Raw genomic sequence first — 25,431 nt, forward strand, 5'->3', positions numbered from 1 at the left:
CCGCAAGCGCCCGCCCGGCCGGCGAGGCACCTGCCGGGAACGGCGGTCGCAGGCCTGCCGTCCGGGGCGGCCGTCCCCGGGCGCGGTTAGGGTCGGGCACGTGACTGCAGCTGGGGCCGACCTCACCCTCCGGCACCCGGTGCAGCGTTTCCGACTGGAGAACGGGCTGCGCGTCGTGCTGGCGCCGGACCGCAGCGTCCCGGTGGTCGCCGTGACCGTCTCCTACGACGTCGGGATGCGCAACGAGCCCCAGGGCCGCACCGGTTTCGCCCACCTCTTCGAGCACCTGATGTTCCAGGGCTCGGCCAACGTCCCGAAGATGGAGCACGCCCGCCTGGTCCAGGCCGCGGGCGGCACCTTCAACGGCTCCACCCACCAGGACTACACGAACTACTACGAGGCCCTCCCCGCCGAGGCCCTCGAGCGCGCCCTCTTCCTCGAGGCCGACCGCATGGCGGCGCCGGCCATCACCGAGGAGAACCTCCGCAACCAGATCGACGTGGTGAAGGAGGAGATCCGGGTCAACGTGCTCAACCGCCCGTACGGCGCCTTCCCGTGGCTGCAGCTGCCCGCGATCGCCTTCGAGAGCTTCGCCAACACCCACGACGGCTACGGCTCCTTCGTCGACCTGGAGTCCTCGACCGTCGACGACGCCACGGACTTCTTCCACCGCTACTACGCGCCGGGCAACGCCGTCCTGTGCCTGGGCGGCGACCTCGACGTCGAGGAGACCGAGCAGCTGGTGCGCCGCTGGTTCGGACCGATCGCCGCCCGCGAGGTGCCGCCGACCCCGCCCACCGGCGAGCCGTCGCCGACGAGCGTGCGCTCCGGCGTGGTCGAGGACCCGCTGGCCCCGGCGCCCGCGGTCGCCCTCGGCTGGCGCGTCCCGGACCCGGTCGGCGACCTCGACACCTACCTCGGCACGGTGCTGCTCGCCGAGCTGCTCAGCGAGGGCGACGCCTCCCGGCTGGAGCGCCGGCTGGTCCACGACGACCAGCTGGCCATCGCGCAGAGCAGCTACGTGGGCCTGTTCGGGGACCCGTTCGACGTCCGGGACGCCACGCTGCTCACCACCCAGGTGCACCACCCGGCGTCGGTCCCGGTCGAGAAGGTCGTCACCGCGGTGCACGAGGAGATCGACCGGATCGCCCAGGACGGCGTCGGCGCCGACGAGCTGGCCCGCGTGCAGGCGCGCACCGAGGCCCAGCTGCTGCGCCAGGCCGACTCGGTGCTCGGCCGCACCCTGGCCTTCGCCACCGCGGAGCTGGTCCACGGCCGCGCCGAGCTGGCCGGCGAGCTCGCCGCCCGGCTGGCCGCCGTCGGCCCCGAACGGGTGCAGGCCGCCGCCCGGGGGCTGGACCCCGGCACCGTCGCGGTCCTGGAGCTGCGGGCCACGGGGGGACGTCGATGAGCGAGCTCGCGAGCTCATCCGTGAACACAGCAGCGCCGCGAACGCGGCCGACGAGCGCCAGCCAGGAGGGCTCGTGAGCGCGCCCGTGCTGGTCCCGCCGCTGGGTGAGCCCCGGCCGCAACCCGAGCTGGCCGTCACCGAGGAGACGCTGCCCAACGGTCTCCGGCTGGTCGTCGTCCCGCGGCCGGGCGTCCCGCTCGTCGAGCTGCGACTGCGGGTGCCCTTCGCGGCGGCGACCGCCCGCACCGCCGCGCAGCACACCGCCCGCGCCTCGGTGCTCTCCGGTGCCGTCCTGCTGGGCACCGGAGAGCACGACGCCACCGGCATCGCCGAGGCCGTGCAGGCCCACGGCGGCGAGCTGTCGGTCTCCACCGACCCCGACCGGCTGCTGTTCGCCACCACGTTGCTCGCCGAGGGGCTCACCCCCGTGCTGGGTGTGCTGGCCGAGGTGCTGACCGACGCGACGTACCCGGCCGACCGGGTGGAGGCCGAGCGCGCGCGCGTCGCCGAGCGGATCTCCATCGCCCGCTCCCAGCCCGGCATCATCGCGCGCACCGCGCTGGCCGCCCGCCGCTACGGCGCCCACCCCTACGCCGAGCAGCTGCCCGCCGTCGAGCTGGTGGACGCGGTCCGCAGCCAGGCGCTGCGCAAGCTGCACCGGGAGCGGGTGCTCCCCGCCGGCAGCACCCTGGTGCTGGTCGGCGACCTCGACCCGGCCGCGGCCGTCGACGCCGTCGGCACCGCGCTGGCCGGCTGGACCGGCGAGGGGACGGCGGTCGCCGCCCCGCCGGTGCCGCAGCCGGCACCCGGGGCGCTGCAGGTGGTCGACCGGCCCGGAGCGGTGCAGTCGAACCTGCGCCTGGGCGGCCCCGCGCCCAGCCGCACCGACCCCGACCTGCCCGCCGTGCGGCTGGCCAACATGGTCTACGGCGGCTACTTCTCCTCCCGCCTGGTGGAGAACATCCGCGAGCGGCGCGGCTACAGCTACAGCCCGCGCAGCTCGGTCGACCACCTGGCCGCCGCCTCCTCGTTCATGGTCGAGGCCGACGTCGCCACCGAGGTCACCGGACCGGCGTTCCTCGAGACCTGGTACGAGCTGGGCCGCATGGCGCTGGCGCCGGTGACAGAGGAGGAGCTGGACGCCGCCCGCCGCTACGTCCTCGGCAGCATGGCGCTGTCCACCGCCACGCACGCGGGGCTGGCCAGCACGCTCTCCGCGATCACCGGTTCGGGCCTGCCGCCGCAGTGGCTGGCCGAGCACCAGCAGGCGCTGGCCGGGGTCACGGTCGAGGAGGTGCAGGAGGCGGCCCGCCGCGTCCTGCAGCCGGCCGCGCTGACCGCCGTCGTCGTCGGCGACGCGGGGCAGGTCGCCGACCCGCTGCGGACGTTCGGACCGGTCGAGGTCGTCTCCCGGGCGGACCAGGCATGAGCGTCCCGGACGGCGGCAGCAGCCCGGCCGACAACCCGACGCCGTCCGGCGACGGCGTCGCGTGGCCGGAGAGCAGCCCCTCGCCGGTCGGCGCGGTACCGGTGCTGTCCCGGTCCGCGCACGACCGCAGCCACCTGGCCCGCCTGCTGCCCGACCCGACCGGCGGCCGCCCGGTGCGGGTGCTCACGGTCGACGAGCGGCGCACCGTGCCCGTCGAGGAGGACGGGGGCCGGCCGCGGCTGCTGTGGGAGGAGCGGACCGCGCTGCCCGAGGGCGCGATCTACCTGGGTGAGGCCGACGGCGTGCCCTACGCCGCCGTCCGCGGCGACCGGCGGCTGACCGTCGGCGGCCGCCCGGCGGACACCTGGGCCGGCCTGCGCGACCTCGGAGCCGACCTCGACGACCTCGACGCCGGCCTGCTCGCCGAGGCGGTCGCCATGGTCGAGTGGCACGAGCGGCACCGGTTCAGCCCGCTGTCCGGCGCGCGGACGACGATCGAGCGGGCCGGCTGGGTGCAACGGGACCCGGAGACCGGCGCGGAGCTGTTCCCCCGCACCGACCCGGCGGTGATCATGCTGGTCCACGACGGCGGCGACCGGTGCGTGCTCGGCCGCCAGGCGGTGTGGCCGCCGGGCCGCTTCTCCATCCTCGCCGGTTTCGTCGAGCCGGGGGAGTCCGCGGAGGGGGCGGTGGCCCGCGAGGTCGCCGAGGAGGTCGGCGTGCAGGTCACCGACATCCGCTACGTGGGCAGCCAGCCGTGGCCGTTCCCGCAGTCGCTGATGCTGGGCTACACCGCCCGGGTCGAGGGCGACCCGACGCTGCACCTGGACCCCACCGAGATCGAGGAGGCCCGCTGGTTCACCCGCGACGAGCTGCGCTCCGGCGCCGGCCCGCGGGCGCTGCCACCGGCGGTGTCCATCGCCCGGCACATCATCGACCGCTGGGTCGACGGCGAGCTGTAGGCCGACGGCCTCCCGAGACCCCCGTCCCTCCGGGCCCCGGGTGCTCCGCACCGATCCCGCGATCGGTGACCGGGCAGGCGCCTGCCACGGGGCGGGTGGCCGGAGCCCTGCCTCAGCTGAAGCGGCCCTGGAGCACGAGCGCGGGGTGGTCGGGGGAGTCGGCCAGCACCACGGCGTCGGCCAGGGACACCGGGTCCACCTCGTCGTCGTAGCGGTCATAGGCGGGCAGCTCCCACGCCTGCTCCTGCGGCGTGCGACGCCGGCGGGCCGGCGGGGCCACCCGCAGGTGGACGACGACGTCGAAGGCCAGCCCCAGCCCCTGCAGCAGGGCGCCGGGCACGAGCAGCACCCCGCGATGCTGCATCGGTCGGGGGACGGCGCGGGCGGCCCGGTCGCGCTCGACGTCCCACAGGACCGGCAGGTACTCCCCGGAGCCGCCGGGCCCCACCCGGTCGAGCACCTCGCGGGCCAGCGCGCCGGAGTCCAGCCAGTCGGTGTAGCGGGCGTCGGGGTCGGTGCGGCCGTGCTCGAGCCGCAGCGACGCCGGGCGCAGGAACCCGCCGGCCGGCACGACGACGGCAGGGCGACCCAGCGGCGGGAGGCGTTCGGCGACCGCGGTCGCCAGCTCGACGGGCCGTGCGACGTCGGGGCCGTCGACGGCCACCCGGAGTGCGGACGCCCCCGGGTCGGGCTCGGTGCCGGCCAGCAGCTCGGCCAGCCGGTCGGCCAGCGCCCGCGGGGTGAGCGGCTCAGGACGGGTCAGGACCGGCCCTCCGCGGGCCCGCGCCCGGCCCGGCTGCGGGTGCGGGGCGCCCGTCCGGCCTCGCGGACGGGCGGCCGCGGAGCCGGTGGCACCCGGGCGGGGGCGTCGGCCTCCGCCGGGACCGGCCGCACGGCCAGGTCGTCGAGGACCCCGCGGGCCAACTCGGGCACCGGCCGCCCCTGCGAGCGGGCGTCGCGCCGCAGCTGCTCGAAGGCGGCCTGCGGCGTCGTGCCCTGACGTTCGGCGAGCACGCCGATGGCCCGCTCGGTGGAGACCCGGGCGGCCAGGGCGTGTTCGAGCTGGGCGACGGTGCGCTCAAGCGCAGCGATCCGGGCGTCCCGCGGGTCGCCGTCGGGGTCGGGCCCGGCGGCGGCACCTCGGGCCGCGCGGCGGGCTCCGCGGTCCGGTTCGACCGTCGCGCCGAGCTCCTCGCTGACCAGGTCGGCGAGGGTCATGCCCTCAACGAGGTCGTCGACGTCCTCCGCGCGACCGGGGGCGAACACCGACCAGCCGCGGCCGGTGCGGGCCACCACCACGGTGGGCTGCTCGGCGCCGCACGGGCCGTCCGCCGCCGTTGCGTCCTCTCGGCCCTGGCTCACCCGGCCTCCTCGGAACCGGCCGACGGTGCCGTCGGCGGGCGCTCCGCTGGTTCTGTGCGCTCACTCACTGGGCGGCCTCCGCGAGGGGCTGGGCCCGGCGGGCAGCCGGGGAGGAGAGGGCTACGGCAACGAGCCGGCCACGCCGACTATGCCCCCTCGCGCAGTGCTGCGGAGGGACCACCCGCCGTCATGACCCCATGGACTGTGCCAGCTGCGCCTTGACCTGGTCGATGGTGGGGTTGGTCAGGGCGCTGCCGTCGGGGAAGAGCAGCGTCGGGACGGTGCGGTTGCCCCCGTTGGCCTGCATGACCAGGTCGGCCGCGGTCGCGTCCTGCTCGATGTTGACCTCGGCGTACTCGATGCCCTCGCGCTGCATGAGCTTCTTCAACCGGACGCAGTACCCGCACCAGGTGGTGGTGTACATGGTCACGGCGGCGGGAGCGGCGGTCATCGAGGATCTCCTCCTGGTCGGTGCGGGGTCCGGGCACCGGGGCCCGTCCGTCACGGCGCGACAACGCCGCGCCTCCGGGGATGCTTCCCCCCTCTGTCGGTGACGGCTGGGAGGATGGGCACCGGCCATCGACGGGAGACGGGGAGGCCGATGTCGCAGATCGCCGGTGCACCCGGGGACGTCCGGGTCGCGGGCGCCGAGGCCGTGCTCGCCCAGCTGGACGACGAGCAGCGCACCGCCGCCCAGGCGGTGTCCGGGCCGGTCTGCATCCTCGCCGGTGCGGGCACCGGCAAGACCCGGACCATCACCCACCGGATCGCCTACGGCGTGCACACCGGGGCGTTCGTGCCGGAGCAGGTCCTCGCCGTCACCTTCACCGCCCGGGCCGCGGGGGAGCTGCGGTCCCGGTTGGCCGGGCTGGGGGTGGGCGGCGTCCAGGCCCGCACGTTCCACGCCGCGGCCATGCGCCAGCTGCGGTACTTCGCACCCCGCGTCCTCGGCGGCCCGATGCCCGAGCTGGTGGAGAACAAGCTCCGCCTCGTGGCCGCCGCGGCGTCCCGCTCCCGGCTGTCGACCGACCGCACCAGCCTGCGTGACCTCGCCAGCGAGATCGAGTGGGCCAAGACCACGCTGGCCACGCCCGACGACTACCCGGCCCGGGCCCAGGCCGCCGGCCGCGAGCCGCCGTTCGAGCCGGCGGCGGTGGCCCGGGTCTACGCCGGCTACGAGTCGGCCAAGCAGCGGGACGGCGCGCTGGACTTCGAGGACCTGCTGCTGGTCACCGCCTTCGCCCTCGAGGAGCACCCGGACGTCGCCCGGCAGGTGCGCGGGCAGTACCGGTACTTCGTCGTCGACGAGTACCAGGACGTCAACCCGCTGCAGCAGCGGCTGCTCGACGCCTGGCTGGGCGGCCGGGCCGACGTCTGCGTGGTGGGTGACCCGAACCAGACGATCTACTCGTTCACCGGCGCCGACCCCGACTACCTGCTCGGCTTCGCCGACCGCTACCCGGACGCCGAGGTCGTCAAGCTGGAGCGCGACTACCGCTCCACGCCGCAGGTCGTGGCCCTGGCCAACAAGCTCATCGGGCAGGCGCCGCCGCGCAAGGGCCTGCCCGGGCTGCGGCTGCTGGGCCAGCGCGCCGAGGGGCCCGCGCCGCGCTTCGCCGAGCACCCCGACGAGCCCACCGAGGCCGCCGCGGTCGCCCGGGCGTGCCGGGCGCTGGTCGACGCGGGGACCCCGGCCGCGGAGATCGCCGTCCTCTTCCGGATCAACGCCCAGTCCGAGGTCTACGAGAACGCGCTCGCCGCCGTCGGCGTGCCCTACGTGCTCCGCGGCGGTGAGCGCTTCTTCGAGCGGCCGGAGGTGCGGGAGGCGGTGCTGCTGCTGCGCGGCGCCGCGGCCGGCGGCACCGAGCCCGGCGCGCTGGTGCCGACCGTGCGCGACGTGCTGGCCTCCACCGGCTGGGTGGAGCACCGCCCGCCGCCCGGGGGAGCGGCCCGCGACCGCTGGCAGTCCCTCGCCGCGCTGGTCGACCTCGCCGTGGACCTCGTGGCGGAGGACCCGACGTTGGACCTCGCGGGCTTCGTGTCGCACCTGGCCGCCCGCGCCGACGCCCAGCACGCTCCCACCGTGCAGGGCGTCACGCTGGCCTCGATGCACGCGGCCAAGGGCCTGGAGTGGGATGCCGTCTTCGTCGTCGGCCTGGTCGACGGCGTCCTCCCGATCTCCCAGTCGCTGTCCCGCCCGGACGCGGTCGAGGAGGAGCGGCGGCTGCTCTACGTCGCCGTCACCCGCGCCCGGGAGCAGCTGAACCTCTCGTGGTCGCTGGCCCGCAACCCCGGCGGGCGCCGGTCCCGGCCGCGCAGTCGTTTCCTCGACGGGCTGGTCCCCGGGTCCACGCCGACGGCGGCGCCGCCGCAGCGCCGGCAGAAGCGCGCCAAGGTCGTCCTGGAGGGCGAGGCGGGGGAGCTGTTCGAGCGGCTGCGGGCCTGGCGCAGCGAGGCGGCGGCCTCGGCATCGGTCCCGGCCTACGTCGTCTTCACCGACGCCACGCTGCAGGCGATCGCGGAGACCCGTCCCGCATCGCTGCGTGAGCTGGCCGCACTGCCGGGCATCGGGGCCCGCAAGCTGGAGCTCTACGGCGAGGACGTGCTGAGCACTCTCGGATCCTGACCCGTCGCGGGCGGTCACGGCGGTCGGGCGTCCGGAGCCACCCGGACACGGCCCGGTTAATTGCGTTGACCGTCTCCGCGGCGGCCCCCTACTGTCCTGATCGCGCCTCGCGGGCACCGCGAGCGCACCAGACCCGAGACCGGCCGAGCGGCCGCGATCCGACCCCCGGAGGAGGTGGGCGACGTGATCAGCACGACGTGGACCTTCGCCCCCGCCGGGGCTCGTGGCCCGGTGGGCCTCGCCGTGCGTACGGCTGCCTGCGCCGTCGAGTCGCCCGTGGTCGCCCGCCTGCGCGCCCTCCCGGTGACCCCGCCCGCCACCCGGCGCCCCGGCACCCGTGTCCCCGGCCTCACCGGCATCGGCGTCTTCGCCCTGCCGGCGGTCGACGCCTTCGGCACCGGCTACGCGCAGCAGGTCAGCCGGCGCACCACCACCGAGCACAACGGCACCACCCTCGGGATCCACTCCTCGAGGAGACCCTCGAGCTAGCGCTCGACAGGACCTCCTCGAGGCCGCGGAACCCGAACCGGGATCCGCGGCCTCTCTCATCTCCTCCGCGGTACCCGGCCCCGACTCCCGGTCGGCGGGTTCCCGCCGGTCGCAGACGACGAGTACGAGGAGGAGCGGCAGTGCAGTCGACGGCCGACCGTCCGACGTCCCACCGCCGAACCGGGCTGCCCCGGATCGGTGGCCCCCTTCCCCGACGGCCGGCGCCCCAGGTGGCGCCGGCACCGGTGCGGCGCCCGCTGCCGTGCCGGACCGACCCGGACCTGTGGTTCGCCGAGACCCCGGCAGGGCTGGAGGAGGCCAAGGTCCGCTGCACGGAGTGCCCCGTCCGCGACGCCTGCCTGGCCGGCGCGCTGGACCGCGGCGAGCCGTGGGGCGTCTGGGGCGGGGAGATCTTCGAGCGGGGTGTGGTCATCCCGCGCAAGCGCCCGCGGGGTCGCCCCCGCAAGGTGGCGGTCGCGTGAGCGACCGGCACGCAGTCCCAGTCGACACACGACACCACCGGTCCGCCGACGGCGGGCCACCCACGACGACGTGAGGACCTGACGTGTACAGCATCGAGTACGAACTGGCCGTCGACCGGTTGCGCAGCCTGCGCGCCGAGGCCGACGCCGAGGCGCGCGCCCGCCGCCTGCGGGCCGCCCGCCGCTGGGCCCGCCGTGCGGAGTACGCCACGCGGCGTGCGGCGCGGGCCAGCGCCGCCGTCCGCTGAGGGAGGACCCCCTGCCCCCACCGCTCGCAGGCCCGCTCAGGCCCCGTCCAGAGGCTCGCCGCGGGCCTGCGAGCGGTGCGGACGACGGGGTCCTCCCACCTGCAGGGGCCGGTGAGCCTCGGGACCCCGCAGGGGTCGGCGGTGGGCTCCTCCAGCGGGGCGACCCGGTCCTCCCCACGCCGGGGAGGGGAGGACCGGGTCCTCACCCGGTGAAGCCGGGCAACCACTCCTCGACCACGCTGCGGTAGTCGTCCTCCGCGTCGAGCTGGCAGAGCACCCCGATGGACCCGATCGTCACCCGGTGGATGAGCAGGTACGCCGGCGGCAGGTTGAGCATCCGGCCCAGCCGGTTGGCCTCGGTGCGGGGGTCGGCGATCCGGGTGGCCTGCTCCTGCATCCACGCCCGCGTGAAGTGGAAGCGCGGCTGCCGGATCGGCTCGAGCAACGGCAGCAGGTACTCCAGCACCCCCTGGGCGTCGACCTCCACGCCGGGGCGGACGAAGCCCTCGGTGCGCAGGTCGGCCAGCACGTCCTCGGCCCGGCCCTGCAGCGCCCAGCGGACCAGGCGGCCGATCGGCTCGGGGTGACCGTCGGGCAGCCGTGCGGTGGCGCCGAAGTCGATGACCCCGAAGCGGCCGTCGGGGGTCAGCCGGAAGTTGCCCGGGTGCGGGTCGGCGTGCAGCAGCCCGGCCCGCTGCGGACCGGAGAAGTGCAGCACCGCGAGCAGGTGCCCGGCGCGGTTGCGCTCCTCGCGGCTGCCCGAGGCGATCACCTTCGACAGCGGCGTCCCCTCGAGCCACTCGGAGACGATCACCTTGGGCGCGCTGGCGACCACCCGGGGGACGACGATCTGCGGGTCGTCGGCGTACGCGGCGGCGAAGGTCCGCTGCGCGTCGGCCTCCAGGCCGTAGTCCAGCTCCTCGACCACCCGGGCCTTGAGCTCGGTGATCAGCGGCTTGACGTCCAGGCCGGGGAACAGGGCGGCGAACAGCCGGGCGAAGCGGGCCAGCTGGTTGAGGTCGGCCATGAGGGCGGTGGCCGCACCCGGGTACTGGATCTTGACGGCGACGTCGCGGCCGTCCCGCCAGGTCGCCCGGTGCACCTGCCCGATGCTGGCCGCGGCCGCCGGCGCGTCGTCGAACTCCTTGAAGCGCGTGCGCCACGTGCCGCCGAGCTGCTGGGCCAGCACCGCGTGCACCGTGCGCACCGGCATCGGCGGCGCCTCCTCCTGCAGCTTCACCAGCGCCTCCCGGTACGGCGCGGCGACCTCCTCCGGCACGGCCGCCTCGAACACCGAGAGGGTCTGCCCGAGCTTCATCGCCCCGCCCTTGAGCTGCCCCAGGACGGCGAACAGCTGCTCGGCGGTGCGCTGCTGCAGCTCCGCGTTCACCGCCTCGGCGGGGCGGCCGGACAGCCGCTTGCCGATGCCGAGGGTCGCCCGGCCGGCCGCACCCAGGGGCAGCGAGGCCAGGCGTGCGGTCCGTGAGACCGAGCCTCGTGGGATACCCCGGTCAGGCTCGGTCACGGGCGCTCCTCCTCGGCGGTCAGTCGGCCGCGGTCGCGGCGGCGCCGGCCCGGTCCGGGCCCGGAGGCGCACTCGGGGACCATTGTCCCCCGATGTGCGACAGCGCCGCTGACGGAGCAGCTCCGGCCTGTTCGTCGGCGCCGCGGGGCACGCACCCGCAGTCCGGGTGCGCCGGCCACCGGCGGGTGCGGGGAAGGAGGTCCGGCGGGCGGAGCTCCACGGTCGTCCCCAGGCTGGCCGGGGCGCCTGCGCCGTCGAGCACGGTCAGGACCTGCACGGCCGCCGTCACCGCCGTCGCCAGGCAGGTCACCGTCGCCCCACCGGGCGGCGCCTCGCCCGAGGTCAGCTGGGCGGCCAGCGCCGGCCACCGCGGGTCGGCGTCCCGGCGGTGCAGGTCCGCACAGCGCAGGCAGCTGGTGGCACCGGGCACGACCAGCGGCCCCACCACGCCAGTCTCCCCGCGGACGGTCGCCACCAGGTGCCGCACCCCGCGCCGCTGCAGGTCGGCTGCGAGCGGGTCCGAGGCGGCCCACGTCCGGGTGAGGACGACGAGGTCGGCTGCGCTGCCCGCGGGGAGGGGGCGCAGGTCGGTGAGCGGGCTGGCCCGGCGGACGGCGTCGGCGGCGGCCAGGGCACGCGGGCGGCCCTCGTCGTCGGCACCCAGCCCGCCCACGACGGCGTCCCCGGCCGTGGTCAGCCCGTCGTCCCGGACGCTGACCCGGCCCACGCCGCTCGCGGCCAGCACCGCGGCGAGCGGCACGCCGACCCTCGTCGCGCCGTCGACGACCACCGTCGCAGCCCGACGGCGCCGCCAGCGCGACCCGGAGTCCCGGCTCGTGGCGGTCGGCAGTTCGGTCCGCGTGCGGGCGGCGGCGGCCGGCCCGACGGCGGAGGCCAGCAGGTCGGCGGGGTCGAGGTCGACGAGCAGACCGGTGGAGCGCAGGGCGTCGAGCACCGCGGCCACCACCGTGGGGTCGTGGCCGTCCCTGGTGGCCTCGGCGAGGACCGTGCGCTGTGGCCGGCGGCCGTCCAGTCCGCGCAGCAGGGTGGTGAGTCCGGCTGTGCCGGGGGAGACGAGCAGCCCGTCGGCAGAGTCGGCGCCGCCGACCTGGAGGTCCTCGGTGCCGCCCGCCCCGGCCAGGTGCAGCAGCGGGATGCTCGCGGGCAGCAGGGGGTGCGCGGTGTCGGACACCGGGGCAGGGTGCCAGCGCACCGGCCCGGCGCGCTCCGGCCGTCCACAGGCGCCCGGTGGAGACGGCGAACGGCGGCGCCCGCCGTGCGGGCACCGCCGTTCGTGGTCCGGTCAGCCGCTGGAACGGCCACCCTCCAGGGGGAGGGGTGGTCCTCTCAGGCCTTGCCGAGGATCCGGTTCATCTTGGTGCCGCACACCGGGCAGGTGCCCTGCGCCATGCGGCGGCCGGACTCGCTGACCTTGACCTCGCCGTCGAAGTCGCGCTTCTCCTTGCACTTCACGCAGTAGCCGTTGTAGCTCTCCGCCACGGTGCCTCCTCGTCCGGGTCCGCTCGACGTCCCCGCGCGGGGCGCCGTCCCCTCGAACGCTACCCGGGGCGCACGCGGTTCCCGGAGCGGCGGCGGTCCGGCCCGCCCGCACTGCCCACAGCCTGTGGACAGGCCTGTGGAGCACGTGGGGAACCGGCGGCGTGTCGCTGTGCGCGGCCGGGGGACAGCCGCCCGGACGGCGCCGGTGCAGTACCGCGCGACGCCCTTCCCACCTGCGGGAACGTCCGCCACGTCCCTGTGGACGGCCACTCGCGGGGACCCGTCCCCGGACCGGGCGGGCTGTTGTCCACCGTCCGTGCGACATGGCACCGCCGCCGTGCGGCTGCCGGAGCGTGCCGCCGTCGTGGTGGCTACGGTTCCCCCGTGCCTGGAACGCCTCCCGACACCCAGCGTCGCCCCGTCCCCGACCTCTCGGTGGCAGGGGACGTGCGGGGCTCCCGCGCGGTCCCCGCCGACCGGTCGGCGCGGACGTCGGGCGCGACGCTGCCCGGAGGGGACGTCGAGGTGCGGCGCAGCAGCAGACGGCGGCGGACGGTCACCGCCTACCGGGAGTCCGGCCGCACGGTCGTGCTCATCCCCGCGGCCTTCAGCCCGGCCGAGGAGCGGCGCTGGGTGGCGCAGATGGTCGCCAAGCTGCAGACCCGGGAGGAACGGCGCCGCCGGTCCCTCGGTGGGGACGACGAACTGATGGCCCGCGCTCGGGCGCTCTCCGCGGCGCACCTCGACGGGGTGCCGCAGCCGGCCAGCGTCCGCTGGGTGGACAACCAGAACCGGCGCTGGGGCTCGTGCACGCCGGCCGACCGCACCATCCGGCTCTCCACCCGGCTGCGCGCCATGCCGGAGTACGTCGTCGACTACGTGCTGGTGCACGAGCTGGCGCACCTGGTGGAGCCCAGCCACGACGCGCGCTTCTGGTCACTGGTGGCGCGCTACCCGCGGGCTGAGCGGGCGCGCGGCTTCCTCGAGGGCGTCGAGCTGGGCAGCGCGCACGGCACCTCGTCCGCCGGGGACGACGACCTGGACTGAGGACGTCGACGGGCCGACCGGCCGGCACCCCCGGCCAGGAGCCGGTTCAGTCCCCGCTGTCGCGGCCCTCGGTGTCGGGCTTCCCGGTGCCGGGCTCCTGGGCGTCGTCGGCGGTGAGGTGGCGCAGCTCGTCTTCAGCACCCTGGCGGGCGACGAAGTCCAGCGGCTCGTCCAGGTCGTCCGACGTCGGCAGCAGGTCCGGGTGCGACCACAGCCGGTCGCGCTCGGCGTTGCCGTGCCGCTGGGACATGGCACCCCAGACGGTAGCCGCGTCGCGCAGCCGCCGCGGGCGCAGCTCCAGGCCCACCAGGGTCGCGAAGGTCTGCTCGGCCGGTCCGCCGGAGGCGCGACGGCGGCGCATCGTCTCGGCCAGCGCCCCGTGCCCGGGCAGCCGGTCGCCGGCGGCAGCGGCCACCACGCTGTCGACCCAGCCCTCGACGAGCGCGAGCAGCGTCTCCAGCCGGCGCAGCGCCGCCTGCTGCTCGGGGGTCTCCTCCGGCTCGAGCAGCCCGCTGCCCAGCAGGGCCTGGATGCCCTCGGGGTTGGTCGGGTCGATCCCGCCCATCGACCCCATCGCCTCGTTGATGCCGCGCTCGATTGCCTCGCGGTCGACGTGGATGCCGCGTGCGTACGCGTGGACGGCGTCGTGCAGCTGCTGGCGCAGCCACGGCACGTGCACGAACAGCCGCTGCGAGGCCGCCTCGCGCAGCGCGAGGAACAGCCGCACCTCCTCGGCGGGGCGGTCGAGGCCGGCCGCGAACTCAGCGACGTTCTGCGGCAGCAGGACGCCGGCGCCGGCCGGGGCCAGCGGGATGCCGATCTCGCTGCTGGTGAGGACCTCACCGGACAGCCGGCCGAGCGCCTGGCCGACCTGGGCGCCGAACATCAGGCCGCCCATCCGGCCCATGATCCCGGCGAGCGGGCCGGCCATCGCGGCTGCCTCGGCGGGGAGGGCGCTGGTCATGGCGCCGACGACGCGCTCGGCCAGCGGGTCGATGAGGCTGCTCCAGGCGGGCAGCGTCTGCTCCACCCACTCCACGCGGGACCAGGCCAGCGGCCGGTCCACGCCGGAGGGCAGCTCGGTGACCTGGTCGAGCCACAGGTCGGCCAGGCGCAGGGCGTCGGCGACGGCGGCGCGCTCGGCGTCGGAGGTCGGCTGCGAACCGGCGGCCAGCGAGCTGATCGCCCCCTGCCGCGCCAGGTCCCAGTTGACCGGGCCGCCGGACCAGGTCATCAGCTTCTGCAGCTCGGCGAACAGCGGCATCTTGGCGAGCAGCTCCTCCGGCGTCCCCCCACCGGCGCCCCCGAACAGAGCACCGAACCCGAACGGGTCGTTGCCACCCGCGGACCCGAAGGGGTCGTTCCCGGGGCCTGACCCGGACTGGTCGCGACGCTCGGGGTCGCGGTCGGGGACACCGAAGCCGAACGGGACATCGCTCATGCCCCCACGGTAGCCGCGCAGCCCCTCCGCGGACGCTGCGTCCGCTGGCAGCGGACGAGCGGCCCCTGCCGTGGCCCCCGCTGCGAGCCCGCGAGTGGCGGGGGCAGAGGCGGCCTCCCCGCGGGGTCCTCCCACGAGGCGCAGGGGCAGGGAGGTCCCTTCTCTAAGCTCGCCGGTCGTGACCCGTCGGATGGCCGTCCTCAGCGTCGGTGTCGTGCTGCTGGTGGTGTTCGGCGTCCTGGGTGCGGCCGTGCCGGTGCCCTACGTCGCGCAGGTGCCGGGGCCGACCTTCAACACGCTGGGCGAGATCGACGGCGAACCGATCATCAGCGTCGAGGGCCGCGAGCGCAACGAGACCGAGGGGCAGTTGACGCTGACCACCGTCGGCGTCAGCCGGGCCGGGCTGAGCCTGGTCGAAGCGGTGCAGGGCTGGTTCGACGGCGAGGTCAGCATCGTCCCCGAGGAGACCGTCTACCCGCCGGGGCGCACCGAGCAGCAGACCCGCGACGCCAACCGGCAGGCCTTCCTCACCTCCGAGGAGGCGGCCGAGGCCGCGGCGCTGGCCGAGCTCGGACACCCGGTCAAGGTCGTCGTCCGCGGGCTGTCCGAGGACTCCCCGGCCGAGGGCAGGCTGCAGGAGGGTGACGCCGTCGAGACCGTCGACGGCCGACCGACGCCCGATCTCGCGACACTCGACGCCGTCCTGCGCTCGATCCCCGGCGGCACGACGGTGGATGTCGGTTACACGCGCCTCGGACAGCCCGGGACCGCCACGGTCACGACGCGGTCCGCCGCCGACGCGGAGCAGACCGACGGCCCGGCGGACGCCGAGGAGCGCGAGGGCTCGCTGCTTGGCGTGGTCGTCCGCGAGCAGCCCGCGGCGCCCTACGACGTCGACATCGCCGTCGAGGACGTCGGCGGCCCGTCGGCCGGGCTGATGCTGACCCTCGGCATCCTCGACCTGGTCGGCGACACCGACCTGACCGGCGGCGCCACGGTGGCCGGCACCGGCACCATCACCGCCACCGGTGAGGTCGGCCCGATCGGCGGCATCCAGCTGAAGATGATCGCCGCCGAGCACATCGGCGCCGAGCTCTTCCTCGTCCCGGCCGACAACTGCGCCGACGCCGTCGGCGCACCCCGGCCGGGCCTCACCCTCGCCCGGGTCTCGAACCTGGCCGAGGCCCTGACCGCGCTCGAGGACCTGCGCGCCGGCCGGACCCCGCAGCCCTGCTGACGCCGCCCCGGCGACACAGACGCCCCTCGGTGGGGGAAGCTGTCGGCGGAGCGGGCGGCCGGGGAACCCCGCACGGCCCCGAGCGTTGGTCTGGGCGACCGGATCGGTGCCCGGGGGCCCGAGCCGGGGCCGACCCGACCGCCCGGAGCCGGCACCGTCCGTGGCGCTCCGCCGCGACCGCAACTGAAGGAGACCCTCGTGGCCATGCGGCCCCCCGTGTCCGTGCCGACCCTGTCGCGGCGCGCGAAGGTGGTCATCGGGGCCATCGCCGTCCTGCTGGTGCTGTTCACCGCCATCGGGACGCTCACCAACGTCTACGTCGACTACCTGTGGTTCGACGAGACCGGGTTCACCGAGGTCTTCTGGACCGAGCTGCAGACCCGCGCCCTGCTGTTCGCCGTGGCCGGCGTGGCCACCGGCGGGCTCACCGCGCTGGCGATCCACCTGGCCTACCGGTTCCGCCCGACGTTCCGGCCGATGTCCCTGGAGCAGCAGAACCTGGAGCGCTACCGGCAGTCGATCGAGCCGCGCCGCACCCTGGTGCTGACCTCGGTCGCCGTCGTGCTGGGCCTGTTCGCCGGGTTCACCGCGCAGGGCAGCTGGGAGACCTGGCTGCAGTTCCGCAACAGCACCGACTTCGGCCGGGTCGACCCGGAGTTCGGCCTGGACATCTCCTTTTTCGTCTTCGACTACCCCTTCTACCGGCTGCTGCTGGGCTTCGGTTTCGCGATCGTCATCCTCGCGCTGATCGGCTCGCTGCTGACCCACTACGTGTTCGGTGGCCTGCGGCTGCAGACCCCGGGACAGAAGCTCACCGGCGCGGCCATGGTGCAGCTGTCGGTGCTGCTCGGGCTGTTCGTCGCGCTGAAGGCCGTCGCCTACTGGCTGGACCGCTACGCGCTGGTCTACTCCGACCGCGGCGGCCTGTTCACCGGCGCCAGCTACACCGACGTCAACGCGCTGCTGCCGGCCAAGACGATCCTGGTCTTCGCCGCGGCCGTCTGCGCGGTCGCCTTCCTCGCCAACGTCGTCGTCCGCAACTTCCGGTTGCCGGCCGCGGCGCTGGTACTGCTGCTGATCTCCAGCCTGGTGATCGGCGTGGCCTACCCGGCGATCGTGCAGCAGTTCGTCGTCCGGCCCAGCGCCAACGAGCGCGAGGCCGACTTCATCGCCCGTGCGATCGAGTCGACCCGCCAGGCCTACGGCCTGGCCGACGTGAGGTACGTCGACTACGCCCAGCAGGAGACCGGCGAGGAGGTGGACCCGACCGCGGCGCTGGCCGAGCTGCGCAACGACACCGAGACCATCCCCAACGCCCGGCTGCTGGACCCCAACGTCCTGTCCGCCACGTTCACCGCGCGCCAGCAGATCCGCAACGTGTACGGCTTCCCCGAGAAGCTCGACATCGACCGCTACACGATCAACGGCGAGACGCAGGACTACGTGGTCGCCGTCCGCGAGCTCAACAGCCAGGGGCTCAGCGAGAACCAGGACACCTGGATCAACCGGCACACCGTCTACACGCACGGCAACGGGTTCGTGGCCGCGCCGGCCAACCAGGTCGTCGCCGGCCAAGAGGGCGGCGAGCCGCGCTTCACCACCCGGGACCTGCCCACCCGCGGCACCATCGAGGTCAGCGACGACGGTGCGCGGATCTACTACGGCGAGCTGATGCAGGACTACTCGGTCGTCGGCGCCCCCGAGGGTGGTGAGCCGCGGGAGTTCGACCTGCCCGAGGGCAGCGACGGCGAGGGGCAGATCAACAACACCTACGACGGCCGGGGCGGCGTCGAGATCGGCAGCTTCTTCCGTCAGCTGACCTTCGCGATCTTCTACCGGGAGCGGAACTTCCTGCTCTCCAGCGCCGTCAACGACGCCTCCAAGGTGCTGTACGTTCGCGACCCGATGGACCGGGTGGAGAAGGCCGCGCCGTTCCTCACGGTGGACGGCGACCCGTACCCCGCGGTCATCGACGGCCGGGTGCAGTGGATCCTCGACGGCTACACCACCTCGGGTTCCTACCCCTACGCCGAGCAGATGGAGCTGGGCGAGGCGGCCACCGACGCGCTGACCGGCACCGGGACGACGGCGCTGCCGAACGAGACGTTCAACTACATCCGCAACTCGGTGAAGGCCACCGTCGACGCCTACGACGGCACGGTCACGCTCTACGAGTGGGACACCGAGGACCCGGTCCTGCAGACCTACATGAAGGCCTTCCCCGGGCTGGTCGAGCCTCGTGAGGACATGTCGTCGGACCTGGTCAGCCACGTCCGCTACCCGGAGGACCTGTTCAAGGTCCAGCGGGACATCCTGACCCGTTACCACGTCAGCGACCCGGGCGACTTCTACAGCGGCAACGACCGCTGGGCCGTCCCCGCCGACCCGACGCAGGACACCCAGGAGCCGCAGCCGCCGTACTACATCCTGGCCCAGCGGCCGGGCGACCCGCAGGCGAGCTTCCAGCTGACCAGCGCGCTCAACGCCTTCCGCCGCGAGAACCTGTCGTCCTTCGTCTCGGCGTCCAGCGCGCCGGAGACCTACGGGCAGATCCAGGTGCTGACCCTCCCGGGCAACACGCCGTTCCGGGGCCCGCAGCAGGTCCAGCAGTCGTTTATCACCAACAACCAGGTGCGCCCGGACCTCACGCTATTCAACAGCGCGGAGTCCCGGGCGGTGTTCGGCAACCTGCTCACCCTGCCGATCGGCGACAACGGCCTGCTCTACGTCGAGCCGCTGTACGTCGAGGGCACGGGTGAGAACTCCTTCCCGCTGCTGCAGAAGGTGCTGGTCAACTACGGCGACCGGGTCGGGTACGCCAACACCCTCGCCGAGGCGCTGGACCAGGTGTTCGGCGCCGGGGCGGGGCAGGCGGCCGTCGACAACGACGGCGCCCCCGCACCCACCGACCAGCCCGATGCGCCGGCGACCCCGGCCCCGCCGGCCGACGGCGGGACGGCGGACACCCCGAGCACCCCGGAGATGCAGTCGGCGGTGCAGGCCATCAACAGCGCGCTGGCCGCGCTCGAGACGGCGCAGCGCAACGGCGACTTCGCCGGGCAGGGGCAGGCGCTGGAGGACCTGCAGGCCGCCGTCACGGCGTACCAGACCGCGCAGGCCCAGGCGGCCACGACACCGGGGGGCTGAGCCCGAGCCCGGCGTGGGCCCCGCCCCTGTGGTGGGGCCCACGCCGGCCCGCGCTGCACGCCCGGGCAGCGCGGGGGTATGGTGGTCTCACCGACGCGGGGTGGAGCAGCTCGGTAGCTCGCTGGGCTCATAACCCAGAGGTCGCAGGTTCGAATCCTGCCCCCGCTACCAACCGACAGAGGCCCTCACAGTAACTGTGAGGGCCTCTGTCGTCTGTGCAGGGGTCTGAGACCCACGCTCTGTCGAGATGCGGCGTGGGCGGGCAATGAGCGCTCCTCCGTCGGGCCGGGGGTCGGCGTCGGCCCTGGCAGGCGTCGGTAGCGTCCCGACTCCATGAGGCCGGGCACGCGGAACGCGATGGTCCCCATCCCGGCGGGCAGCGTGGTGCTGTCGGACCGGCGGCTCCGTCGTAGCTGGTGGGTTCAGCTCGCGCCGTACCAGCTGGGTGCGTACCCGGTGACACAGGAGGAGTACGCGCAGGTCACGGGTCTGCGGCCGAGCTCCGCTCGGGGCGATCGACTGCCCGTGGAGGGGGTCTCGTGGTGGGACGCGGTGCGGTTCTGCAACGCCCTGTCCCGGCAGGAGCGGCTGACCCCTGCCTACCACCTGCATCCCGATGGCGAGGGGATCGAGTGGGACACGTCGGCGGACGGCTATCGGCTCCCGACCGAGGGTGAGTGGGAGCACGGCTGCCGTGCCGGGACGACCGGGCCGCGGTACGGGCCTCTCGAGGACGTCGCCTGGCATCGCGGCAACTCGCAGGAGCGGCTCCGTCCGGTGGGCGGCAAGCGGCCCAACCCGTGGGGTCTGCACGACATGCTGGGCAACGTCTGGGAGTGGTGCTGGGACGTCTACGACGCCGAGGTCTACGGCTCTTACCGGGTGCTCCGCGGCGGGGGGTGGTTCGACGAGCACTGGAGCTGCCGGGCCTCGGTGCGGCGCCGCAGCCATCCCACCTTCCGCATCGACGACGTCGGGTTCCGCCTCGCGCGGTCGCTCGGGTCCTGAGCTCCGTCCTCCGGCCGGCTCCCCGCCCCAACCTGTCGAGGCGTCGGGCGTCCTGGCCCCCGTGGCGTGAACGGACCGGCTCCTGCCGTGTCCGGCCGCTGACCCCGGGCGTTACTCGCCTGACGCTGGGAGGCATGTCGGAGGGGCGCTGGACGATCTACGGGAGCAACGGCTACACGGGCGTCTGGTCGTCGCTGAGGCGAGACGGCGCCGTCTGTCGCCGGTCCTCGCCGGACGGCGCGAGGAGGCGATGCAGCCGTTGGCCGAGGCGGCAGACCTGCCGTGGCGGTGCTTCGACGTCGACCGTGCAGGACGAGGCTCCGACCTCGGACGCACAGGAAGCGGCAGTGTGCCGCCGAGGTGCAACCGGAGTTGCTCATCCCGGACACAGGCCACGCGGAGCCATCCGGCCCGGACGTCGCAGGCCGGCGACGCGTCTCCCCACTACCGGGAGGCCGGGTGCCGACGGCGCTGGTTCGCGACCCTCATGACGCGGGTCTGAGCGCGCTCCCCGCTCAGCGCAGGTCGCTCCACGACGGCTCGGCCGGGCTGCGCGTCGCCGCTGCCGAGCACAGCACCACACCCGCCTCCACCACCGGCCACGTGTGATGGGCGCACTTCACCGGAACGTGGCCTCGGTGATCTCGGCTCGGAAGAACTCGCCTTCGGGCTGCCGGTCCGTGGCCCACCACCAGCCCGCGCGGAGCACCGAGCCGATCGTCACGCCGGCGAAGGTCCGCTCTGCCTCGATGGCGACACCGAAGGGGTAGCGCCCGAAAGGCACCCCGTCGGGGTTGCCCCAGCGCTGCATCAGGACGCCGAGCAGCCGTCCGTCCGGCCCGATGTGGAGTTCTGCGCTCTCCTCCTGCTCGTCGATCCGCCAAGTGACGACGACGCGGTCGTCGTCGGAGCCGGCGGTCCAGGTCGCGGCGGCGAAGGTGGTCGGCACCAGGGCCATCTCCCCGGCAAGGCGGCCCGCGGCGCTGCGGGTGACGTCCGGGCCGGTGGTGGACAGGACGGGGACCAGCCCACCCAGCCGCCAGCGCATCTGGCCCGATCCGGAAGTGAGCCGGTCAAAACCAACCACCGGGAGCCCGAGCAGGTGGGCGGTCGCCGCCCAGATGAAGCCCCGGGGCGGAGCGAGCACCTGCCGCGCGGTGAACGGCCGCCACGCGCCGAGGCGGATCTGTCCGCGCATGCTCAGCTCCACCGACTGCCACAGCGGGGTCCCGGGGGCGATTGCGTGGGTGAGCCAGCGGCGCGCCGGCTCCGGTAGATCGGCGACCATCGAAGGTTCGAAGGCCTCCAGGTGGCCCGTGCTGCGGCACAACAGGTCCCACTCACGGCGCACGCTGCGCGCAGCCCGGGGCACCGAGGAGCTGGTCACCGAGGCCCTCCGGTACCCGAACGCATCGGCCTGCGATGTGCCGCGGCGACGGCAACGCCGACGGCGAGCAGCACGGCGGCGTCGACGGCCAGACCGGCCAGGGCGATCGAGGCCGACGGCAGCAGCACCGCGATCGACACCAGGGCAGCGAGCAGACCGACCGGCCGCCACGCAGTGCGCCTCGCGACCAGCAGGACCGCGGTCAGCAGGAACAGCAGCGTGGCCACCAGCCACACGCCTCCCATGATCATCCCGGGCAGCGATCCTGCTGCCGGCGACACGTCCTCGTAGCCCAGCTCACCCGGCTGCCCCCACCGCCACAGGAGCGCGACACCCAGCAGGTGGATCAGGCCGTGGAGGGCCAGCACCGTGGCCGCCGCCGCCCGCAGCAGCCGATGCGCGCCTGACCGCGCTCCCAGCGACCCAGAGTCCGTCATCCGAGGGACCGTAACCGTGCCGAGCCCGTCGAACGGGAGAGCATCTCGCGGCCCCTGCTCGCCGACATGGCCCGCACCGTCGACCACCTCAGCGACGGGCGCGCGATCCTCGGCATCGGCGCCGGCTGGAGCGAACGGGACTTCCGCGAGTACGGCTACGACTACGGCACTCCCGGCGATCGGCTGCGGCAGCTGGAGGCGTCGCTGCAGCGGATCCGCGCCCGGCTGCCCCGGCTGGTGACCCCGCCGGTCGGCGAGCTGCCGGTGCTCCTCGGCGGCGCCGGCGAGAAGGTGACCCTGCGGTTGGTCGCCCAGTACGCCGACATGTGGAACACCTTCAGCCCGCTGGAGCACTGGGCGGCCAAGAACGCCGTCCTCGACCAGTGGTGCGCCCGAGTGGGACGCGACCCGGCCGACATCGAGCGGACCGTGTCCCTGACGACCCCCGCGAGCTGGACCGCCTGGACGACCACCTCGCCGCGGGCGTCCAGCACGTGGTCCTCCGCTCCGCCGCGCAGTTCGACCTCGGGCCGCTGCGCGCCCTGCTCACCGCGGCCGACCGCTGACCCCCACGAACCGCCTCACCCCCGGCCCTGCGGGCGTGAGGTCACACCCCCTGGGCACCGAGCCGAACCGCGGCCCGGGCCTGACCGAGAGGAGGACAGCAATGCCCACCCCGATCGACCTCGACCACGTGCTCGTCATCGGCCCCGGCCCCGGCCTCGGCTCCGCTGTCGCCCGCCGCTTCGCCCGCGAGGGCTTCACCGTGACCGTCGTCGGCCGCCGTCAGGAAGCCCTCGACGACCTCGCGACGCAGATCCGCGACGCCGGCGGCACTGCCGACACTTCGTCGCCGACGCCGGCGACGCCCTGAAGTTCGAGGCGTCCCTGCAGCAGCTCGCCGAGCGGATCACCCCGGGCGTGGTGGTCTACAACGCCGCGATCGTCGCCCCGACAACGTCCTCGAGGCTGACCTCGAGTACCTCGTGACCGCGTACAACGCCGACGCGTTCGGTGCGATCAGCGCCGCCCAGGTGTTCACCCCCGCCATGCGCGCCGCAGGTGCCGGCACCTTCATCGGCAGCGGCGGCTACGCCTGGGTGGACCCCCACCCCGGCTACGCCACCATCGCCCTCGGCAAGGCCGGCGTCCGCACCGCCGTCGCGCTCGTGCACCCGGAGCTCAAGGCCGACGGCGTGCACGCGGTCAGCACCCGGATCTCCGGCGCGATCGCCCCGGGCACCGCGCTCGACCCCGACCTCATCACCGACACCTACTGGGACCAGTACAACCGCCCCTCGGGTGAGTGGACCGACGAGATCGTCATCGCCGGCGAGTGGGCCACCGGTGGGAGGCCCGACGCACCGCTGCGGCGGGCCTCCCACCCTCACGCCATCCGATCGAGCCACTGACTCCCCGTCCCGGTGCGATAGGGGGACTGGCCGGATCGTGCTCCACGAGCCGGCGCACTGCACCGCCCCGGTGGCAGTCCTCCGGACGCCGGCGCAGGAGCGGGGAGCTCGCCGGACTACGCCGAGCGCGCCCCGCACGGGCACCACTCCTCCCAGCAGTTGAGCCGCCTTCACGGCGCCATGATGGGACGGCGGTTCCGGCGCGCACCCGACCTGCTGCCGTAGCTGACGTCAGATCAGGGATGTGGTGGTGGAGCGGGCGAGCGCGTCGAGCAGTTCGTCCTGGAAGCGCTGGTCGTGGACAGCCGGGTGCGGCTCCTGGAGCCGCTGGTGGTGCCAGTAGCCGCCGGTGGTGCGCGCGTCGGGATCGTTGCTGACGGCGAGCCACGCCTGGGTGAGGCAACCGAGTCGGAGGTCGTCAGGGGCGTTCGGGCCGCCCATCCGGGTGGGCACCCAGCCGGGGTCGACGGCGTTGCTGACGACGCCCGGCACGATCCGGGCGACCGCAAGGGCGAGAGTCGTGACGAAGAGCTTGCTGTCGGAGTAGGAGCCGGTCGCTGAGCGACCGCTCCAGTCCATGCCGGTCAGGTCGGCCCGCCCGCCGGGGTGCATGTCGCTGCTGAGGTACACCAGCCGCTGAGGCCGGTGGACGAGGGCGGTGAGCAGGTACGGGGCGACGACGTTGACCGGCAGGACGGTCGGGCCGGTGGAGACGCCGGCGTTGTGGATGACGGCGTCCACGCGGCCGATCCGGTTGACCTGCTCGGCGACGTCCCGGGTCTGGTCCAGGTCGGCCAGGTCGCCGACGACGGGCACGGCCCCGCGGCCGACGAGATCGCTGACGGCGGCGAGACGTGCCTCGCTGCGCGCGTGCACCACGACCTCGTGTCCGTCGTCGAGCAGGGTCTGCGCCGCCGCTCGGCCGAGGCCGTCGGCGGAGCCGGTGATGAAGACGCGGTGCATGGCGTCCTTCCGCCGTGTCGCTCGCTCGCGACCGGAACGTGATCGCCGGTCAGGTGGGAACCGTCGAGGCGTCCGACCGTCCCGGGTGCCCGGTCAGACGGTGTCGGCCGGGGAGGGAGCCGGGTCGGGTGCAGCGGTCGGATGGGTCGCGGCCCAGCTGGCCAGCAGCTTGAGCCCGTCCTCGTTCGGGGTGCCGGGCTCGGCGGTGTAGACGGTCATGACGAGCTTGCGCTGGTCCGCGGTCGCCAGGTCGAAGCTGTGGAACACCACCTCGAGGGTGCCGACGGCAGGGTGGCGGAACTGCTTGGCCCCGGCCTGGTGCAGCCGCACGTCGTGCGCCGCCCAGCGGGTGCGGAACTCCTCACTGACGGTGGACAGCTCGCCGACCAGCTCACGCAGGTCCTTGTCGTGCGGGTCGCGGCCGGCCTCGGTGCGCAGCAGCGCGACCGTGACGTTGGCCGCGGCGTCCCAGTCCACGTGGTAGTCCCGCGCCCGCGGGTCGAGGAACTGGAAGCGGGCGATGTTCGATCGCCACCGCGGCTCGTCGAACACCGGCGAGTACAGCGCCCGGGCCAGCGTGTTGGCGGCGACGATGTCCAGCCGGCCGTTGGCGACGAACGCCGCCGAGTCGGTCATCGAGTCCAGCATCCACTGCACCCGCGGGGGCACCGGGGCCTTGCTGCGCCGCCGGGGTGCGCGGCTGGGCCGGGCGGCGCGGGCGAGGTCGAACAGGTAGCGCCGCTCGGCCTCGTCGAGCTGCAGCGCACGGGCGACCGCCTCCAGGACGTCCTCGGAGACGCCGGCGATGTGGCCCTTCTCCAGCCGGGTGTACCAGTCGGTGCTCACCCCGGCGAGGACGGCGACCTCCTCGCGGCGCAGGCCGGCCACCCGCCGCCGGCCGGCACCGGGCAGCAGCCCGGCCTGCTCCGGCGTGATCCGGGCGCGTCGTGTGGCGAGGAAGTCGCGGATGTCGGAGCGGTTGTCCACCTCCTCGACGGTAGGGCGACGCGCCGATCCAGGGAGGTCGCGCTTCTACCCCCCACAAACCCGCCCTCCCACGCCTGCGCGCGGCGGCGTTCCGTGGAGTCGTTCCCAGCAGAGCACAGCCGAGAGAAGGGACTCCCATGACGCTGCAGGCCGACGGCTGCACCTTCGCCGTGTCGGACGAGGTCATCCGTACCCCGGTCCGCTACACCAACCGCCATCCGGCTCGACCAGCCCGCCGTCGAGGGCCTGTCCCGGCACGGTGACACCCAGCTCTACGTCACCGCCGGTGGCGGCTACTGGGGTCCGCCGATGCGGATCGGCGCCCGCCCGG

At 74.7% G+C, this 25,431-nt stretch carries 24 protein-coding genes, 1 tRNA gene and 1 pseudogene; 15 read left to right on the top strand and 11 right to left on the bottom strand.

Going from position 1 to position 25,431, the window contains the following annotated elements; all coding sequences use genetic code 11:
• Positions 1-100: 100 nt before the first annotated feature.
• The 3 genes from BMW27_RS14465 to nudC all read left to right on the top strand — a co-directional run bounded on the left by BMW27_RS14465 (position 101) and on the right by nudC (position 3,802).
• Positions 101-1,411, top strand: coding sequence for a M16 family metallopeptidase (locus tag BMW27_RS14465; protein WP_091445297.1), 1,311 nt, complete (start codon positions 101-103; stop codon positions 1,409-1,411).
• A gap of 73 nt (positions 1,412-1,484) precedes the next feature.
• On the top strand, positions 1,485-2,840 hold the full coding sequence (locus BMW27_RS14470; RefSeq protein ID WP_091445299.1) for a M16 family metallopeptidase: 1,356 nt from the start codon (positions 1,485-1,487) through the stop codon (positions 2,838-2,840).
• Entirely contained in the window at positions 2,837-3,802 is a 966-nt protein-coding gene (gene nudC / locus BMW27_RS14475; RefSeq protein WP_091445302.1) for an NAD(+) diphosphatase, read from the top strand. Before BMW27_RS14470 ends, nudC begins: the two co-directional genes overlap by 4 nt.
• A 112-nt stretch (positions 3,803-3,914) precedes the next feature.
• Here nudC and BMW27_RS14480 read toward each other — a convergent pair whose 3' ends face one another.
• The 3 genes from BMW27_RS14480 to BMW27_RS14490 form a co-directional block, all read right to left on the bottom strand.
• Positions 3,915-4,466 (bottom strand): nucleoside/nucleotide kinase family protein, encoded by a 552-nt coding sequence (locus tag BMW27_RS14480; RefSeq protein ID WP_245743588.1) that lies wholly within the window; start codon positions 4,464-4,466, stop codon positions 3,915-3,917.
• Between the two features lie 95 nt (positions 4,467-4,561).
• Positions 4,562-5,164 carry an ANTAR domain-containing protein gene (locus BMW27_RS14485; protein ID WP_091445305.1) on the bottom strand — a complete coding sequence of 201 codons (603 nt, stop codon included), beginning with the start codon at positions 5,162-5,164 and terminating at the stop codon, positions 4,562-4,564.
• Positions 5,165-5,351: 187 nt separating this feature from the next.
• Entirely contained in the window at positions 5,352-5,615 is a 264-nt protein-coding gene (locus BMW27_RS14490; protein ID WP_091445307.1) for a mycoredoxin, read from the bottom strand.
• Between the two features lie 150 nt (positions 5,616-5,765).
• Here BMW27_RS14490 and BMW27_RS14495 point away from each other — a divergent pair, with 150 nt between their 5' ends.
• The 4 genes from BMW27_RS14495 to BMW27_RS23455 all read left to right on the top strand — a co-directional run bounded on the left by BMW27_RS14495 (position 5,766) and on the right by BMW27_RS23455 (position 9,009).
• The gene (locus tag BMW27_RS14495) at positions 5,766-7,790 is read left to right on the top strand and encodes an ATP-dependent helicase (RefSeq protein WP_091445308.1); all 2,025 of its coding nucleotides are present in this window, start codon (positions 5,766-5,768) and stop codon (positions 7,788-7,790) included.
• Between the two features lie 183 nt (positions 7,791-7,973).
• On the top strand, positions 7,974-8,279 hold the full coding sequence (locus BMW27_RS14500) for a hypothetical protein (RefSeq protein WP_139206909.1): 306 nt from the start codon (positions 7,974-7,976) through the stop codon (positions 8,277-8,279).
• Between the two features lie 245 nt (positions 8,280-8,524).
• Positions 8,525-8,761, top strand: a complete 237-nt coding sequence (locus BMW27_RS14505) for a WhiB family transcriptional regulator (protein WP_281244766.1) — start codon at positions 8,525-8,527, stop codon at positions 8,759-8,761.
• Between the two features lie 83 nt (positions 8,762-8,844).
• On the top strand, positions 8,845-9,009 hold the full coding sequence (locus BMW27_RS23455; protein WP_175486519.1) for a hypothetical protein: 165 nt from the start codon (positions 8,845-8,847) through the stop codon (positions 9,007-9,009).
• Between the two features lie 202 nt (positions 9,010-9,211).
• On the opposite strand, the gene BMW27_RS14510 is transcribed toward BMW27_RS23455, so the two are convergent.
• From BMW27_RS14510 to BMW27_RS23460, 3 genes are all read right to left on the bottom strand, one after another.
• Positions 9,212-10,534, bottom strand: coding sequence for an ABC1 kinase family protein (locus BMW27_RS14510; protein ID WP_091445315.1), 1,323 nt, complete (start codon positions 10,532-10,534; stop codon positions 9,212-9,214).
• Positions 10,535-10,553: 19 nt separating this feature from the next.
• A complete protein-coding gene (locus BMW27_RS14515; protein WP_091445317.1) occupies positions 10,554-11,726 on the bottom strand; it encodes a ThiF family adenylyltransferase in 1,173 nt (390 codons plus the stop codon).
• 155 nt (positions 11,727-11,881) lie between these two features.
• Entirely contained in the window at positions 11,882-12,034 is a 153-nt protein-coding gene (locus BMW27_RS23460; RefSeq protein ID WP_012950213.1) for a DUF5679 domain-containing protein, read from the bottom strand.
• Positions 12,035-12,418: 384 nt separating this feature from the next.
• On the opposite strand from BMW27_RS23460, the gene BMW27_RS14520 reads away from it, so the two are divergent.
• Positions 12,419-13,081 carry a M48 metallopeptidase family protein gene (locus tag BMW27_RS14520; RefSeq protein ID WP_245743590.1) on the top strand — a complete coding sequence of 221 codons (663 nt, stop codon included), beginning with the start codon at positions 12,419-12,421 and terminating at the stop codon, positions 13,079-13,081.
• A gap of 46 nt (positions 13,082-13,127) precedes the next feature.
• Here BMW27_RS14520 and BMW27_RS14525 read toward each other — a convergent pair whose 3' ends face one another.
• Positions 13,128-14,522, bottom strand: coding sequence for a zinc-dependent metalloprotease (locus tag BMW27_RS14525; protein ID WP_091445319.1), 1,395 nt, complete (start codon positions 14,520-14,522; stop codon positions 13,128-13,130).
• 178 nt (positions 14,523-14,700) lie between these two features.
• Between BMW27_RS14525 and BMW27_RS14530 the strand changes: the two genes are divergently transcribed.
• The 4 genes from BMW27_RS14530 (at position 14,701) to BMW27_RS14545 (ending at position 19,914) form a co-directional block, all read left to right on the top strand.
• Positions 14,701-15,759 carry a YlbL family protein gene (locus tag BMW27_RS14530; protein ID WP_245743592.1) on the top strand — a complete coding sequence of 353 codons (1,059 nt, stop codon included), beginning with the start codon at positions 14,701-14,703 and terminating at the stop codon, positions 15,757-15,759.
• A 204-nt stretch (positions 15,760-15,963) separates the two neighbouring features.
• The gene (locus BMW27_RS14535; RefSeq protein ID WP_245743594.1) at positions 15,964-18,906 is read left to right on the top strand and encodes a UPF0182 family membrane protein; all 2,943 of its coding nucleotides are present in this window, start codon (positions 15,964-15,966) and stop codon (positions 18,904-18,906) included.
• Positions 18,907-19,000: 94 nt separating this feature from the next.
• Positions 19,001-19,077, top strand: a tRNA-Met gene (locus BMW27_RS14540).
• 186 nt (positions 19,078-19,263) lie between these two features.
• A complete protein-coding gene (locus tag BMW27_RS14545) occupies positions 19,264-19,914 on the top strand; it encodes a formylglycine-generating enzyme family protein (RefSeq protein WP_091445324.1) in 651 nt (216 codons plus the stop codon).
• Between the two features lie 619 nt (positions 19,915-20,533).
• Here BMW27_RS14545 and BMW27_RS14550 read toward each other — a convergent pair.
• Together BMW27_RS14550 and BMW27_RS14555 are read right to left on the bottom strand one after the other, a co-directional pair.
• On the bottom strand, positions 20,534-21,301 hold the full coding sequence (locus BMW27_RS14550) for a DUF6544 family protein (RefSeq protein ID WP_217638160.1): 768 nt from the start codon (positions 21,299-21,301) through the stop codon (positions 20,534-20,536).
• Positions 21,298-21,738, bottom strand: coding sequence for a hypothetical protein (locus BMW27_RS14555; protein WP_091445326.1), 441 nt, complete (start codon positions 21,736-21,738; stop codon positions 21,298-21,300). Before BMW27_RS14555 ends, BMW27_RS14550 begins: the two co-directional genes overlap by 4 nt.
• A gap of 66 nt (positions 21,739-21,804) precedes the next feature.
• On the opposite strand from BMW27_RS14555, the pseudogene BMW27_RS24620 reads away from it, so the two are divergent.
• The 3 genes and pseudogenes from BMW27_RS24620 to BMW27_RS14570 form a co-directional block, all read left to right on the top strand.
• Positions 21,805-22,119 (top strand): annotated as a pseudogene (locus tag BMW27_RS24620) (LLM class flavin-dependent oxidoreductase); the annotation flags it as partial.
• A 286-nt stretch (positions 22,120-22,405) separates the two neighbouring features.
• Complete coding sequence (locus tag BMW27_RS14565; protein WP_091445328.1) at positions 22,406-22,612, top strand: SDR family NAD(P)-dependent oxidoreductase; 207 nt, start codon at positions 22,406-22,408, stop codon at positions 22,610-22,612.
• A 112-nt stretch (positions 22,613-22,724) separates the two neighbouring features.
• The gene (locus BMW27_RS14570) at positions 22,725-23,150 is read left to right on the top strand and encodes a Rossmann-fold NAD(P)-binding domain-containing protein (RefSeq protein WP_091445330.1); all 426 of its coding nucleotides are present in this window, start codon (positions 22,725-22,727) and stop codon (positions 23,148-23,150) included.
• Positions 23,151-23,381: 231 nt separating this feature from the next.
• On the opposite strand, the gene BMW27_RS14575 is transcribed toward BMW27_RS14570, so the two are convergent.
• Both BMW27_RS14575 and BMW27_RS14580 read right to left on the bottom strand, forming a co-directional pair.
• Positions 23,382-24,113: an SDR family NAD(P)-dependent oxidoreductase gene (locus tag BMW27_RS14575; RefSeq protein ID WP_091445331.1), complete on the bottom strand. Its 732-nt coding sequence runs from the start codon at positions 24,111-24,113 to the stop codon at positions 23,382-23,384.
• Between the two features lie 93 nt (positions 24,114-24,206).
• The gene (locus tag BMW27_RS14580; RefSeq protein ID WP_091445333.1) at positions 24,207-25,100 is read right to left on the bottom strand and encodes a helix-turn-helix transcriptional regulator; all 894 of its coding nucleotides are present in this window, start codon (positions 25,098-25,100) and stop codon (positions 24,207-24,209) included.
• Positions 25,101-25,431 lie beyond the last annotated feature (331 nt).

This window comes from Geodermatophilus poikilotrophus, assembly GCF_900111455.1.
GTDB lineage: Bacteria > Actinomycetota > Actinomycetes > Mycobacteriales > Geodermatophilaceae > Geodermatophilus > Geodermatophilus poikilotrophus.